Origin of the sequence: Arsukibacterium perlucidum DSM 18276 (genome assembly GCF_000382165.1) — a bacterium.
GTDB lineage: Bacteria > Pseudomonadota > Gammaproteobacteria > Enterobacterales > Alteromonadaceae > Alishewanella > Alishewanella perlucidum.
Map to the genome: position 1 here is coordinate 118,137 of NZ_KB907705.1, position 15,301 is coordinate 133,437.

The window sequence follows — 15,301 nt, forward strand, 5'->3', positions numbered from 1 at the left end:
CGCTATACGTGAGTTAAATGGCTGCTATTTTGTTGTTTTCAGCTGCAGTTTGACGCAATAGCCAGTTCAGCGGCAGCCTCAGGCTTTGCGGCAAGCCTTTCCTGTGATAGATTTGGCCGATAAATACTATAAAAAGTCAGCTTCAGGCGCTGTTCTGGCCTGGTTAAGCTGCGATATATCAGGCTCTTGCGCTATTTTTCTGCTGTGAGCCTTAAAATAACCAGAAAAGCTGTTAACTATTTCCAGATAATTATCGACATTATCTGCGCTTTGACCAAGAAGGATTCATTTATGACAAACGCTGGTAGAGCACCTGCCCCGGCAGGACCAAAGCGTGGCTGGTTTACCCGTTTTCTTGATACTGTAGAGTTTCTGGGTAATTTATTACCACATCCGGTGACATTATTTGCCTTATTTGCCCTGTTAGTAGTGGTAGGTAGCGGCGTAGCAGCCTATTTTGATTTCAGTGCAGTTGACCCGCGGCCGGAAGGCGCTGCCGGACGTTCTGCTGATGGCATTATCCGGGTGGTCAGCCTGTTTAGTGTTGATGGCCTGCAGCGCATAATTGCTAATCTGGTAACCAACTTTACTAATTTTCCTCCGCTTGGCGTGGTGCTGGTAGCCTTACTTGGCGTTAGTATTGCTGAGCATTCCGGTTTAATTTCAGCAGCAATGCGCGGCCTGGTAATGGGCGCATCGAAACGGATGGTAACTGTTACTATCGTGTTTGCCGGTATTATCTCTAACACAGCTTCAGAGCTGGGCTATGTGGTGTTAATTCCGATGGCTGCAGTGATATTTCACTCGCTTGGCCGCCATCCGCTGGCTGGTTTAGCGGCCGCTTTTGCCGGAGTGTCAGGCGGTTACAGTGCTAATTTGTTTATTGGTACCGTTGATCCGCTGTTGGCTGGTTTTACGACCTCTGCCGCCAACCTGATAGACCCAAACTATACGGTTGGCCCCGAGGCAAACTGGTTTTTTATGATTGCCAGCACCTTTGTTATTGCCGCTTTGGGGGCCATAGTCACTGAAAAAATTGTTGAGCCTAAGCTGGGTAAATACGATAAGAGCGAAGCGGCAATCGATTTAGACGAACAAAAACTGGAAATGCTGACACAGCAGGAAAGGCGCGGATTGGCCGGAGCCGGCCTGGCATTTTTCGCGCTGGCGGTGTTGCTGGCGCTGAGTATAGTGCCGGAATGGGGTATTTTACGTAACCCGGAAACCGGTGGTGTGCCAGGTTCACCATTCTTAAAAGGTATTGTGGTATTTATTTTCATTACCTTCGCTATACCGGGTTTTGTCTACGGCAAGATTGTCGGTACCATGAAAAACGATAAAGACGTAATCAATGCTATGTCTAAAAGCATTGGTGCCATGGGACTTTATATTGTGCTGGTATTTTTTGCGGCGCAATTTGTGGCGTTTTTTGGCTGGTCAAATTTAGGCTCTATTTTCGCAGTCAAAGGGGCCACCTTTCTGCAGGAGCTTGGCTTAACCGGGCCATTGCTGTTCCTGTTTTTTATTGCGATGTGTGGCTTTGTTAACCTGATGCTGGGGTCGGCTTCAGCTCAATGGGCGATAACCGCGCCTATTTTTGTACCCATGCTGATGATTATTGGTTATTCACCTGAAGTGATCCAGGCGGCTTACCGGATAGGTGATTCAGTCACTAACGTTATTACCCCGATGATGAGTTATTTCGGCCTGATATTAGCGGTGGCTGCCCGCTATAAGAAAGATTTAGGCCTGGGTACCCTTATCGCCACCATGTTGCCGTATTCGATAGTGTTCTTTATTGGTTGGACACTGTTATTTTTCCTGTGGGTTTTTGTTTTCAACTTACCGGTTGGTCCAGGTTCACCTACTTTCTATCAGTTCGAGGCAGGTTAAACCAAGCTGATATAAAAAAACCGCTGAATTCAGCGGTTTTTTTGCAAGCTAAAATTCAATTACCTGCTGTGGTGGACTCGCGAACCACCAGCTCCGGAATAAATACCGTCTGTTGCTTAACATCAGCTTTGTTATTGGTTTTCTTGCTGCACTTAAACAAAAGCTCAGCTGCATATTGAGCAATGGTTGCGTTAGGTTGGTGAGCAGTGGTGAGTGGTGGCCAGGTTTGGCGCGAAAACGGGCTGTCCTCAAAACCGGCAATAGCCAGCTGATCAGGAATAGAGATATTCATTAAACGGGCGCTGAATAAGGCACCAGCGGCAATTTCGTCGTTACACGCAAATATCGCGCTGGGCCTGTGTTTGCTGCTAAGCAGGGTTTTAGCCCGGGCGACCCCGGATTCAAACGAGTAACTGCCTGCTACTACCCACTCTGGTTTTGGCTTCAGTCCACGCTTAACCAGTGCAGCTTCAAAACCAGCCAGACGTTCGCCGCTGGAGCTATGTTCTTCATCACCACCCAAGAATGCAATGTCGGTATGGCCCAGTTCCAGTAAATGATTAGTAATTTTAAATGCGGCAGTAAAATCGTCTACCAGCACACAGTTGCTGAGCTTGGGTGATGGGGTAGAGCCGGAAATAATCCTGACAAAGGCGATATCTTTAGCGGCTAATGCTTCAGCCAGATGTGGCATTTCTGAAAAGGGTGGCGTTAACACCAGGCCTGCCAGTCTTGAACGCTCGACCAACTCGATCACCTCCTGCACGATATCCGGCGATTTAGCATTGGTGGGGTGGATAATCAGCTCGTAACTGTGTTTACGACAGGCATCCAGCATACCGCGCTGCATTTCAATTACATAATAGGCGTTGGGGTTGTCATAAACATAACCAATGCTGTACGAACGGCTACTGGCCAGATTGCGGGCCGCTGCGTTGGGTTGATATTGCAGTTGTTTGATTGCCGCGGTGACTTTATCAAAGGTGTCTTTACGAACTGAGGGTTCGTTATTCATTACCCGGGATACGGTTTTAATGGATACGCCTGCCAGTTTTGCCACATCATTTATAGTTGATTTCATCAGTCTTTCTCAAATTGTCACTCCCGGTTAAGCTGCTTATATTAGCATAACCTTCTGAAGTGGTGATGTCGCCTGCAGCAAATATGACAACGCTCGTCATTCGTATAGACCAATTTTATCTAATGAATATTTGTTTATACCGCAAACAACAGTTAGATATTTATCTCATTGTTTAACTTTTAACACAAACTGTTAATTTTAATTTTATTAAATCTTTTATAAAACAGTGGTTTAAAATTAAGGTGTGGCAGTTAAGTCAGCAGTCTGCTGCAGACAACGCTGAGCACGTTTCTAACTTTGCAACAACAAAAACTGTTGAAAATATCAACTAAAACTCTTTGCAATGCAAAAATAATTTGTGTATGTTTAAAACTAATGACAGCGTTGTCATTGCAGGACAAGACTAAGCGCGATACATAATAAGTACAGGAACGGGAGAAGCACATGCGGAAAAATAATATAAAACGCTGCGCACTGGCGGTCAGAATGGCGTTATTGGCCACTGTTGCAACGGCTGCAATACCAGTGTTGGCAACTGACGACGAGGGCGCCAAGGCCGGTGAGGTTGAAGTGATTCAAATCAGGGGCATCCGTGCCTCGCAGGAAGCTAACTTAAATGCCAAACGTTATAACGACGGAACTGTCGATATGATAACGGCCGAAGATATTGGTAAGTTTCCGGATAAAAACGTAGCAGAGTCTTTGCAGCGCATTCCAGGGGTAACCATTCAACGACAATTTGGTGAAGGTGCCGCGGTGTCTATTCGTGGTGCGGGTGAAGACCTGACGTTGACGACTCTCAACGGCCAGAATGTAGCGTCGACGGGTTGGTTTGTATTAGAACCCGCCAGGCGCAGTTTTAACTATGAGTTACTCCCTTCTGAACTTGTTGGTGATTTAGAGGTTTACAAAAGCTCGCAAGCGGATTTAACCGAAGGTGGAGTTGGCGGTACTGTTATCGTTAATACCCGCAAGCCGTTAGATTTAGATTCTAATACCTATTTTGCCTCGGTAGAGGGTTCTTATCAGTCTGACTCTGGTAGCACGGATCCGCAATTTTCTGGTTTAGGCAGTTGGAAGAACGACGATGAAACTGTAGGCTTTTTGTTAGCAGCAGTGGCGCAGCAACGCAGTTTGCAACGGCAAGGCAATGAAGCATTCTGGCAGTGGGGTGCCGGTCCGGTGGCCTTTGAACAGGATCGTAAACGTACTGCTTTTGCCGCTACCTTACAGTATCGGCCAACTGACACCCTGAATGTGGTGCTGAATGTGCTGGACATGGCAATGGCAGCCGATAATACCAACTATGCATTATGGTTAACTCAGGCTGATACAACCTGGGGTGATACCTCTGCTACAGAAGCCTGGATTGGTGATCCGGCGCTGGGACAGGGCACCCCGGTAAAAGGGCCTCTGAATGTCGCCTATTACCAGGCCCGGCCACGGGAAGCGACCATGAAATCTCAGGTTTTGGATCTGAAGCTGGAGTACCAGGGTGATAACTATCTGGCCAGTATTCATCTGGGTGATACCAGCTCTACCGGCGGTACAGATTTTGAAATGGTAGTGGACGATGGCACGGGTGGTACCCCGGTTAATGGTACTTATGATTTTACCGGCGGAGGCCAAAGCTGGAACACGCCAGGTTTTGATCTGGCAACTTATGATCCGGGTTCATTGGTTATGGGCACAGGCCCGAATTTTAACCGCACACCGAAAAGCGATGATGAAAGCTACATTCAGGGCGATATTGCCTTTGAAGTCGAATACGGCATTATCAACGAGCTGAAATTTGGCGCCCGCTATGCCCAGCATAATACCCGCAGCCGCCGCTTTGAATATATTCAGGCTGATGGTTTTAATCCGCAAATTCCGACTGCTGGTTTAGCGAACGGCTTAATTGATGTCGGCGCTGGTAATTATCAGATTATTCGTTTCGACAGTGAGGCGTTAAAAGACTGGGCTAAAGCCAGTATTATTGGTGAAACAGAAGATTTAGGCGCATACAGCGAAATTGATGAAGACAACGCGGCGTTGTATGCGATGGCCAAATTTGGCACCGATGGTGTGCGCGGTAACTTTGGTTTACGTTATGTCAGCACTGATGCCAGGTCGACCTATTATCTGGATGGCAACCAAACCAGCACTGATGCAAGCTATGCCGAGTTTTTGCCCAGCTTCAATATAGTGTTTGATTTAGCTGATGATCTGCTGTTGCGGACCTCTGCCGCCCGGGTTATGGCACGGCCACAATATGTGGATATGTATGTTAACCCTAATGTTATGGGTACCAACGACGATTTGCCCAATAACCAACGCTGGATTGTCGGTAATGTTGGCTTGCAGCCGTTCGTTGGTAATCAGTTTGATATCGGTGTTGAATGGTATTTTGATGCCAGCTCGATGGTCTCAGCAGCGCTGTTTGCCAAAGATGTCAAAAACTTTGTCACCGTTACCCGCAGCAATGCCAGTGCGGCAGAGATCCCGTTCCCGCTGACCAATCCGGATGAACAGGCGTTTGGCTGGATTGTTGAGCAAAAAGGTAATGGTAAAGATGCCACTATTCAGGGGCTGGAGCTGCAATACCAGCAGGATTTTGGTAATGGTTTTGGTACTATTGTGAACTATACCTATACCGATGCTAAAACTGACCGTGACACCTTTGGCGACCGCAACCGGGTGCTCAGTGATAGCTCTCGTCATTCATACAACCTGACCGGCTACTATGAAAACGACGCGGTGCAGCTGCGGCTGGCTTATAACTGGCGCAGTGAGTATATGATCCGGGAAGCCGGCTCCTACGGCAACCGGTTGCACGATGACTTTGGCAGCCTGGATTTAAGTGCTGTCTGGTCAGTGACAGATAATATCGATGTGAAACTGGATGTGAACAACCTGCTGGAAGCCAGCTCCAAACAGTTTGGCAATAATCAGGAGCCGGTGTTCTACAGCGGTTTTGCTCAGGGCTTTCCACTCTATGAATATGAGATGGCCCGCCGGATCACTGTGGGTGCCAGCTTCCGGTTCTAACAACAAATGCCTTGATATATAACTAAACAAAGGGAAGGGCAACCTTCCCTTTTGCGGTTTGTTCTGAGCATACTTTATATTCGACTTGAGCAAAATTATAACGACAACTGCGACAGCAGGACGAAATGAGGTTGAAATGACAGCGATCAGACCCCTAACCAAAGAAGCGCATGGCCATCTGCGGCTGAGCAATGAACAGGATGTATCGCATGTTGCTGGCCAGCAACTGTTGCCGCTGCTGGCAACCGAGTTTGTCAGAGCCGCCAGCGAGTACCCGATAGTTTTTGTTAAAAATAGCGAGAGCGGCCAGTTTCAGGCTGTGTTACTGGCTGCGTTGGCGGAAGGTCGCAATGAGTTTGTGTTGGGTAAGCAGTGGCAGGGACAGTATATGCCAGAGGTGCTGCGCTACTATCCGCTTTGTCTGGCTCTTGATCCACAGGACGAAGGCCAGCTGGTGGTAGCGTTAAATGAAAGCTCGCCGCGGTTAAATAGTCAGCAGGGACAGCCGCTGTTTAATCAGGACGGGACAGAGAGCCGATTTTTAGAAGATAATAAGCGGGGGCTGGCGGGGTATTTTGACGCGCAGCAGCTCACCGGAGTATTTATTGCCAGACTGGCAGAGTTGTCGCTGTTAAGCCCGCAGCAACTTAGTGTCAGCATCCATGGCCAGCCCCAGCAGTTAAATGGCCTGTATGTAATTGATGAAGTAAAGTTAAATACACTGGCCAGTGCAGATTTTTCCGAGCTGCGGCAGCGCGGTTTTTTGCCGGCAATTTATGCGCACTTGTTATCTTTGCACAGGCTGCGCCATTTGGTGGACCGGGCTGCCAGCCAGCAGGTTCAATCCCGGCTGCCACACTAAAACACAGGGCCCTGAACGGAGTAGCAAATGGCAGCAGCGACCAGGATCAAGCACATTTTGGTAGTCGGCGGTGGCACTGCTGGCTGGCTTAGCGCCTGCCATCTGGCGCGCCACCTGCAGTGTCAGCAACCGGGCAGTGTGCAGGTGACCTTACTGGAATCTGCTGATATTCCCACTATCGGAGTCGGTGAGGGCACAGTGCCGGCCATCCGCCAAAGTTTGCAGCATCTGGGGATCAGCGAAACTGATTTTATCAGAGAGTGTGACGCCACCTTTAAACAAGGGATTAAATTTGTTGGCTGGCGCAAGGCAAACGGGGGCCAGCGCCATCACTATTATCATCCGTTCGATTACCCCGAGCAGCAGCCGATAGCACTGACTCCCTATTATTTACTTAAACCTGGCCCGGATAATTACGTAAATCGCTTAACCATTCAGGGCCAGGTTTGCGATGCCGGTCTGGCGCCGAAAACCATCAGTCCCCCCGAGTATGATGGCTTGTGCAATTATGCCTATCATCTGGATGCTGCCAGATTTGCGGCGTTTTTAACCCGTCATGCTACTGAAAAGCTGGGGGTTAATCATATAAAAGCCAATGTTAGCGCAGTGCGTCAGAATGCTGATGGCAGTATTGCCAGTGTTATGACCGACAGCGTTGGCGAAGTATCCGCTGATTTTTTTGTTGATTGCACCGGTTTTCGAAGCTTATTGCTGGGTGACACCCTGCAGGTACCCTTTATCAGCAAAAATGATATTTTGCTGGCAGACAACGCGGTGGCGCTGCAAATGCCTTATGCCACAGCCGATAGCCCGATTGCCAGCTATACCATCGCCAGTGCGCAGAATGCTGGCTGGATCTGGGATATTGGTCTGAGTAAGCGCCGCGGCACCGGTTATGTTTACAGTAGCCAGTTTGCTGATGCTGAAACGGCAGAGCAAACCTTACGCCAGTATCTGGGCCCTGCTGCAGCAGAGTTGCCATGCCGGCATATCCCAATGCAGGTAGGTTACCGGCAGTCGTTCTGGCAGAAGAACTGCGTTGCGATTGGCTTGTCCCAGGGTTTTGTTGAGCCACTGGAGGCTACCGGACTGCTGGTTTATGATGCTGCCGCCCGCTATCTGGCAGAGATTTTGCCACTCGACACGCGGTTGCTGGCTGCGGCTGCCGCTGAGTTTGATCAGCATGTGCATTATGCCTGGGACCGGGTCATTGATTTTATTAAGCTGCACTATTTACTTTCAGACCTTGATGACATCGGGTTCTGGCACGCAAACCGGCTGCCAGAAACGGTACCTGCCAGCTTGCAGACCAAGCTGGAGCGCTGGCAACAGCAACTGCCCAGCCAGTACGATTTTGCCAGCCGGTTTGAAATTTTTAATCTGGATAACTACCTGTATGTGCTGTATGGCATGGATTTCTATACTGATTTAACGTTGCGGCAAAGCTGTTATCCACATGGGGCTGCAGCGGAACGTTATTTTGGCCAGATCCGGCAGCAGGCCAGCCAGGCAGTCCGGCAACTACCGGCCCATCGCCAGTTATTAGCGCAAATTCAGCAGTATCGCCTGCAAACAATTTAGGTAAGGTAATATGAACCCGGACAAAATGAAAACCCTGACCATTGTTGGTGGTGGTGCTGCCGGCTGGATGACCGCCATTTATTTAAATAAAGTATTTAACAGTCAGCAGCCAAATTTTCAGATCAACGTTATTGAAAGCCCGGACATTGGCATTATCGGGGTTGGTGAAGCGACCGTGCATAGTATCCGCTACTTTTTCGCTGCGATGGGGCTGGATGAAAACGAGCTGTTGCGGGCAACTCATGCCACCCTGAAAACTGGCATTATGTTTCGCAACTGGATGAAACCGGTAGCGGGCCAGGTACATCAGTATTTTCATCCGTTTGAACAACAGCAGCTTGGACAGGAGCTGGATATGTCAAGTTGCTGGTTACTGGGGGCGCGTTACCGGCAGGAGCGTTATGATGAAGGTGTCAGTATCAGCGCTCATTTGATCAAGCAGGGCCATGGCCCGAAAGCACGGCAATCGGCGCCTTATCAGGCTGTAGTGCCATACGGCTATCATTTAGATGCGGTGTTGCTGGCGCGGTTTTTACGGGATAGCGCTGTTGCTGCCGGGGTGGCGCATATTGCAGATACTATCGTCGATGTCAGCGTAGCTGACGGCAATATCAGTGCGGTTTATTCAACAACTGCCAGTTATCAGGCGGATATCTTTATTGATGCTACCGGCTTTAAAGGTCTGTTGATAGAGGCGTTACAACAGAATAACTGGCAATCCTTTGCTGATGCCTTACCCTGCAATAAGGCCGTAGCTATCCAACGGCCTCACAGCGACGATTATCAGCCTAAGCCTTACACTGTGGCCACCGGGCTAAGCAATGGCTGGGCCTGGCAAATTGATTTAAGCAGCCGCCAGGGCACCGGCTATGTTTATGATGGCAATCGTTTAACGCCTGAACAAGCTGAGCAGGAGCTGAGAGCCTGGTTAGGGCCAGAGGCCGCTGAACTGCAGGCCCGTCATCTGGAAATGAAAGTGGGTTGCCGGCAGCAGTTCTGGCTGGGTAATTGTATTGCGATTGGCCTTGCTGGTGGCTTTATTGAGCCGCTGGAGTCAACCGGGTTGCACTTAATCAACCTGGGTGCCCGTTTACTCAGCACGCACTTGTCGCAGGGCACAGTTGCTCAGACTGTACGCGATTCATACAATACAGCGATGAACGGCTTTTATCAGGATTTAAAGCAGTTTATTGTGCTGCATTATTGCCTGACTGACCGGGATGACACCGATTTCTGGCGCCAGGCGCAGGCAACTGCAGCCAGTTGCGCTGGCTTGCCGGAAAAGCTGCAATTGTGGCGGCATAAAATTTGTGAGTATCACGATTTAGCCGGCGGCTACGCCACCACTTTTACAGATGAAAATTACCGTTATATTCTGTATGGCATGCAGCACTATCCTGCATTGCAATTTCAATCTGGCGAAGGGTTGCAGCAACCCTTCACCCAATTACAGCACAGGGTGCAGCAGGTATTGCAACGCACGGTGCCACATGCTGACTATCTGCAGCAACTGGCGCAGCAATCCTAGCAGCGGTTTAATCTTAACTGCAGTTGCTGCTGATACTGGCTGATGTCAGGTGCCAGCATGTCTGCCAGGGTGGCCAGTTGCGGTTGATAGTGCTGCCAAAAACCTATGTGATTACTAAAAATTGGCTGGCGTACCTGGGTGCTGCTAACAGTAAACACGGCCCGCGGGTTGTGCTGAAATGCCAGGCAGCTGTCTGCCCAGTCTAAACCGATAAACTGCAGTAAGCTGGCTGTTTCTGCTTGTTGCTGCAGGATCAGCGCTTCATAAGGTAGCTGATAAATCCGCCCGGGCAGCAATTGCCGCCACTGACGCATTAACGCCTGATAAGCCTGATATATTTCTGCCAGCTCAGTCAGGCTGTAACTAAAAGCAATACCATCGGCAAATAACTGTTTGTAGCAGCTAAACAGCGTATCCATTGGCTGGCGCTGGCAATGGATAATTTTGGCCTGTGGCAGTGCTTTGGCAATAATGCCAATGGCTTTGTAGTTAAGCGGCATTTTGTCGGTAAAGTAGCCGTTAGCATGCAAGTGACGGGTTCGCTCCAGGTAGCACTGGCCCAGTTGCTGCCACTGCGCTTCGCTCATACTGGCTGCCCAAAGTGGGAAAGGTAGTTGTTGCTGGGGCTGACTCAGCACCTCTTTGGTGGCCTGCGCCAGTTCAAACATTTCGTCTCCGGCACTGACCGCCGGATGACTGGATAATATTTGTTCTACCAGGGTGCTGCCTGAGCGGGGCAGGCCACAGATAAAAATAGGGGTAACCTCAGCAGTACCGGCCGGGTCGAATGTTAATTGCGCAAATGGCAGGCTGCTGCGCTGGTGCTCTGCAAGTTCTGCTGCATGGTTATACGGTAAACTCCGTCGCTTGGCCGCTGCGCCCGCGTTTAGCTCAGCAAAGCTATCGGCATAGTGGCCCTGAAACTCCAGTGCCCTGGCCAACGCATAATGCAATTGCGCCCTGGCGTTGTCGGGTAGTGCGGTGGTGGCCAGCAGCTGCCTCAGCTGAGCTATATCAGTTGTTGTCGGCTGTTTTAATAGGTCAGCTCTTAACCAGTATGCTTCATATAAGGTTGGTGTCAGTGCTATTGCCTGATTAAAGACTGTCAGCGCTGCAGCAAAATCTGCCGTTTCTTTGTAAAGCAAACCAAGTTGCAATTGCAATTCAGCCCAGGCCGGGTATTGCTTTATTGCATCCTGTATTAAAGCGATAGCTTCCGGGTGACGTTGCAGCTGACGCAATGCCATATAGGCAGCCTGAATAGCGGCTTTAAATTCGGGGAGTTGTTGTCTGGCCTGAATACCGGCTTGCGCCAGCAACTGATAGTCAGCGGCAAGCCGATGCAGCTCAAATAACATATGCCAGGCATTCAGGTTGGCCGGTTGTTGCTGCAGCACCTGCTGGTTCAGGGCGATTGCCTGCTGGTATTCACTGCAACGCATTAGTCTGGCGGCTTCTGCCAGTTGTTGTTCGGGCGTTAAAGTCATTAAATTGGGTCGGAAAAGTGCTTTATGCTATCTAAACCTAGCCTGACAGCGTTGTCAATTACTGTGCTGCGATGTCGATTGCTGCTTTTTAGAACAGCCGGAAATATTTTTTTAAATTTGGCAGCAGCTTAGCCGGTTTTGTGGTGGTAAATCCACATTCAGCTGTTGATTCGGCGCCGCTCTTACCGCAAGATAAGGCCCGTACGCCAGTGAAGCAGATGGAGGCAGCGTATACAGCTGCTGCAAAATACTAACACCACAATCAGCTGGTATCTTAAAATCCCATAACAATGAGTTATCTATGGAACAGAATAAAGTAGTCGCGCTAAATAAAGAACAACACGCCAAGACCAAAATAAGCAATGTTAATGCGTTCAGCCATATTGCCAATCAACATATGCTGCCAATAGTCGTTCAGGAATTCGTGGTTGCTGGTGCTGAATTTCCGGTTGTATTTGTCAAAGATGGTCAGAATGACAGCTATCAGCCGGTAGTATTACTGGGCTTAGCGGCAAACCAGAATCTGGTAATTGAAGATGGTAAATGGCAGGCATTGTATGTACCGCGTGTAGCGCGCAATTATCCATTGGTGCTGGTTCAGCCTGAGCCAAACAGCGACCGCTTAGTGGTAGCGTTAGACGAAGCATCAGATCGGGTAAATGAAACCGACGGTGTGCCATTATTTAAAGAGGATGGCAGCGAAACTGACTTTCTGAATGATCGGAAAAAACAAATGGGTGAGTTTGTTGAATTCAGCCGGATGACCCGTGGTTTCAGTGAAAAGCTGAAGAACCTTGATTTGATTAAGGAGCAGGTGTTAACCATTACTATAGACGGTGAGCCGCGTAATATTAATGGCATCCATATGGTCGACGAGAAGAAGCTGAATGAGCTGAGCAACGAGGTATTCCTTGAGCTGCGTCAGTTGGGTTTCCTGACAGCTATTTATGCCCACCTGATGTCTTTACAACATACTCAGAAGCTGGTGCAAAAGCTGGCTAAACCGGCCTGATTACTGCGTCTGATCTGAAAAACGGCACCGTAAAGGTGCCGTTTTTGGTTCGGCAGCTGAGTTGTCAGATTCAGAGTTTAATAATTCTGCTGCTGATAGTGCCGAGCCGGCTGCGTAACCACACTTCATCCTGAACTGCTGCCAGTGCTTGCCGATAATGCTGCCAGCTTAGCCCCTGATCAACACTGTACTCAATAATTAAGCCCGGCCAGGCAGCATTAGCTTCTACCTTATCTTTAGCGCGCACCGCACCCGGTGGTGGTAAATAATGCCCGCTGTTACTTTGTTGTAACCTTGGCAATTCATATCTTACCAGGCGTTGGCTGAATTGCTGCCAGTCGTCGCGGGCCATTGTCGTTGTTTTATCTGGCTCCCAGCCAGCTTTATGCCAGGCCCGCTCGGCCAGTGCCATTACTCTTGGGTATAGCATCTGCTCCAGTTGCGCAGCGGTGCGAATAGTTTCACTCCAAAGCTGGCCCTGGATGCCCAGCATATGTTGCGGTTTTTCCAGTTTAGGAAGCGGCCGGCCCAGTAAGGCTTCCAAGTCAGTAATAGCAGTGCCGTCGCGGCTGAATTCGGCATTATGATACAGATGATCCGGCCGGTAAAAGAACACTTTCTCGGTATCGGTATAACGTGCCGCCCAGTAATAGCCACGCTCCTCAGGATGTGCTTCCTGTGGGTGGTCGAAATACAAATTGGTGCCTGCCGATTGCACGACGTCATAGCCGGCGTTGGCAAAGCGGTAAGCCCGGTCACCGTAACCCCACTCCCAGATATTATCCCAGGCATTAACGATTACCCGATCATTACTGAATTGACTGCGATTGTATGGTTGCTGTTTACTGGCCATCAGGCCATCTTCCCAGGCCGCCAGAGCCAAACCACGCTGGGCTGCAAGCTTTGCTACCCGGTTGATAAAGTACGGTTTTAAGTCGGCTACACCGGCAATACCATTTAATGGTTTGTTGATTAACAGCTGGCAAGCTGGCGAGCCCTGCCAGGAGCCAACGCCAACTTCATCACCCCCCATATGTACAATTTGGAGTGGGGTACCTGCTTGCAAATACATTTGTTGCAACTCATAAAATACTTTATCAACAAAGGCATAGCTTGAATCCAGGCAAACATTAATCGAATTGTCGTTGTAATTCTGCACTGTCAGATACTGCGAGCTATCGTCAGGATCTGACAGCAGATAGTGGTTTGCCTGTTCAACCAAACCTGCCTGCAGTAAACGTTGTTGCCGGGCTTGCATTGCTTTAATAGCTGCCCGTGCATGCCCGGGCATATCAATTTCCGGGATAACTTCAATATGATGACCTTTAGCGTATTGTAACAACTTGATAAATTCATCACGACTGAAAAAGCCATTACCAGAGCCCGTCGAGTGGGGGCCGGTTCCAAGCTGAGTCAACAGACACTGTTGCTCGCTCAGGTCAAAGCAGCGGTTGGCGCCGATCGTGGTCAGTTCGGGTAAGCCCGGGATTTCTAGCCGCCAGCCTTCATCTTCAGTCAGGTGCAAATGTAACTTATTCAGTTTATAGCGGCCCATTTGTTCAATAAGCCGCAGGGTAACGTCCAGACCATGAAAATTCCGCGCCATATCATAGTGCATGCCGCGCCAGCGATAACGAGGTTGGTCATTAATCTGCAGCTGCGGCAAGCGCGCATCGGCGGTAGCGTGTTGCTCGACAGGCAGGAGTGCTAATAAGCTTTGAATACCGTAAAACACTCCGGCATTGTCGGCACCGGTGATCTCAATCAGCTCAGGGGTAATCTGCAACTGATAGCTTTCAGCGGCCTGGGGGGCGTTGTTTTTCGCTAATGCCAAGCGGATTTGCTGTTTGCGGACTGTCTTATTGATTACTATATCGCTACCAAAATACTGCTGTAGCTGCTGTTGTAAGTAGTGTCCTTCCTGCTGCAAAGCGCCGCTGAAATTCAGTTGCCATTGGCTGCTCAAAGTTGTGCTGCCGCGCAGAGTCTGCAGCTTAAGTGGCGTTGGAATAATTCGTTGTTGCAACTTGATGTCGCTCAGTATGGCGCTGTTTGAACTTTGCTGTTGCTTATAACGCTGCTGATTAGTCATGGTGGCGAATTTATCGCCATCGCCAATGTTGCGCAGCAGTTGCCGGGGTTCGGTTAACGGCCGGACAAAGCGGTTGAAATCTTCGCTGTCGGTATTGGCAAATACTTCAGGCGCTAACCCGTTGGCGACAATAAACGCCCTTGGCATAAAATCACTGTAACTGATAATCCAGGGCGCAGAGTGAAAGCCAAGCTGTAACTGCTCGCCAACCGCCAGTCCTTTGAACTCTGCAGTAGGTGAAATGCGATGCAAATCGCCCTGAATATGCTGCAATGTCAGGCCAGCCTGTTCTGTGCTGTTGAGCCGCCGCACCATATGCAGGTATATGTGCCAGTCCGCTTTACCTGAGGGTAAGGCTTGCGTTGAATGGTTTATCAGGCTGATACTGCCGGCAAAGGTAGCAGGCTCAGAAAGTAAGTTTGACTCAACAGCAAACCACAGTTCAGTGCCCTGAGCAAAAGCGGCCAACTCACTTTGGCTGTTAATAGCTGCTCTGCAATTCACGCTAACAAACCCAAAAAAAATCAATATGTAAATGTGTCGCATTTACCTGCTCCTGGCGTTGCCAGAAAAAATCCGGCTGAAATTTAAACAAGGCTCTTGTTATTTGTCAGATTTATTATATGCTGAAAAAAAATGACAACGCTGTCAATTTGGCAAATAGTTATGCTAAAGTCAAGTTTTAGCCCATTAAAGCGCCAATCAGACAGCTCGGCAAACTTAGCGATCCACGCC

At 49.3% G+C, this 15,301-nt stretch carries 9 protein-coding genes; 6 read left to right on the forward strand and 3 right to left on the reverse strand.

All coding sequences use genetic code 11. From position 1 onward, the window contains the following. Positions 1 to 291 precede the first annotated feature (291 nt). Entirely contained in the window at positions 292 to 1,893 is a 1,602-nt protein-coding gene (locus H141_RS0105785) for an AbgT family transporter (RefSeq protein ID WP_019675300.1), read from the forward strand. Between the two features lie 55 nt (positions 1,894 to 1,948). On the opposite strand, the gene H141_RS0105790 is transcribed toward H141_RS0105785, so the two are convergent. After that, positions 1,949 to 2,974 (reverse strand): LacI family DNA-binding transcriptional regulator, encoded by a 1,026-nt coding sequence (locus H141_RS0105790; RefSeq protein ID WP_019675301.1) that lies wholly within the window; start codon positions 2,972 to 2,974, stop codon positions 1,949 to 1,951. A 444-nt stretch (positions 2,975 to 3,418) separates the two neighbouring features. Between H141_RS0105790 and H141_RS0105795 the strand changes: the two genes are divergently transcribed. The 4 genes from H141_RS0105795 to H141_RS0105810 all read left to right on the forward strand — a co-directional run bounded on the left by H141_RS0105795 (position 3,419) and on the right by H141_RS0105810 (position 9,975). Beyond that, a complete protein-coding gene (locus tag H141_RS0105795) occupies positions 3,419 to 6,004 on the forward strand; it encodes a TonB-dependent receptor (RefSeq protein ID WP_019675302.1) in 2,586 nt (861 codons plus the stop codon). A gap of 136 nt (positions 6,005 to 6,140) precedes the next feature. Further along, entirely contained in the window at positions 6,141 to 6,866 is a 726-nt protein-coding gene (locus H141_RS0105800) for a SapC family protein (RefSeq protein WP_019675303.1), read from the forward strand. A 27-nt stretch (positions 6,867 to 6,893) separates the two neighbouring features. Next, positions 6,894 to 8,447 (forward strand): tryptophan halogenase family protein, encoded by a 1,554-nt coding sequence (locus tag H141_RS0105805; protein ID WP_019675304.1) that lies wholly within the window; start codon positions 6,894 to 6,896, stop codon positions 8,445 to 8,447. A gap of 10 nt (positions 8,448 to 8,457) precedes the next feature. Further along, a complete protein-coding gene (locus H141_RS0105810; RefSeq protein WP_019675305.1) occupies positions 8,458 to 9,975 on the forward strand; it encodes a tryptophan halogenase family protein in 1,518 nt (505 codons plus the stop codon). On the opposite strand, the gene H141_RS0105815 is transcribed toward H141_RS0105810, so the two are convergent. Next, positions 9,972 to 11,462, reverse strand: coding sequence for a tetratricopeptide repeat-containing sulfotransferase family protein (locus H141_RS0105815; protein ID WP_019675306.1), 1,491 nt, complete (start codon positions 11,460 to 11,462; stop codon positions 9,972 to 9,974). The two genes, H141_RS0105810 and H141_RS0105815, sit on opposite strands and share 4 nt — an antisense overlap. A 301-nt stretch (positions 11,463 to 11,763) precedes the next feature. Here H141_RS0105815 and H141_RS0105820 point away from each other — a divergent pair, with 301 nt between their 5' ends. Next, positions 11,764 to 12,474, forward strand: coding sequence for a SapC family protein (locus H141_RS0105820; protein ID WP_019675307.1), 711 nt, complete (start codon positions 11,764 to 11,766; stop codon positions 12,472 to 12,474). A gap of 70 nt (positions 12,475 to 12,544) precedes the next feature. On the opposite strand, the gene H141_RS0105825 is transcribed toward H141_RS0105820, so the two are convergent. Continuing rightward, the gene (locus H141_RS0105825; protein ID WP_026349263.1) at positions 12,545 to 15,112 is read right to left on the reverse strand and encodes a family 20 glycosylhydrolase; all 2,568 of its coding nucleotides are present in this window, start codon (positions 15,110 to 15,112) and stop codon (positions 12,545 to 12,547) included. Positions 15,113 to 15,301 lie beyond the last annotated feature (189 nt).

Bases quoted from the DNA above. Each gene is read 5' to 3' on its own strand.
- H141_RS0105785 (WP_019675300.1), top strand. From the start codon at position 292: ATGACAAACGCTGGTAGAGCACCTGCCCCGGCAGGACCAAAGCGTGGC.
- H141_RS0105790 (WP_019675301.1), bottom strand. From the start codon at position 2,974: ATGAAATCAACTATAAATGATGTGGCAAAACTGGCAGGCGTATCCATT.
- H141_RS0105795 (WP_019675302.1), top strand. From the start codon at position 3,419: ATGCGGAAAAATAATATAAAACGCTGCGCACTGGCGGTCAGAATGGCG.
- H141_RS0105800 (WP_019675303.1), top strand. From the start codon at position 6,141: ATGACAGCGATCAGACCCCTAACCAAAGAAGCGCATGGCCATCTGCGG.
- H141_RS0105805 (WP_019675304.1), top strand. From the start codon at position 6,894: ATGGCAGCAGCGACCAGGATCAAGCACATTTTGGTAGTCGGCGGTGGC.
- H141_RS0105810 (WP_019675305.1), top strand. From the start codon at position 8,458: ATGAACCCGGACAAAATGAAAACCCTGACCATTGTTGGTGGTGGTGCT.
- H141_RS0105815 (WP_019675306.1), bottom strand. From the start codon at position 11,462: ATGACTTTAACGCCCGAACAACAACTGGCAGAAGCCGCCAGACTAATG.
- H141_RS0105820 (WP_019675307.1), top strand. From the start codon at position 11,764: ATGGAACAGAATAAAGTAGTCGCGCTAAATAAAGAACAACACGCCAAG.
- H141_RS0105825 (WP_026349263.1), bottom strand. From the start codon at position 15,112: ATGCGACACATTTACATATTGATTTTTTTTGGGTTTGTTAGCGTGAAT.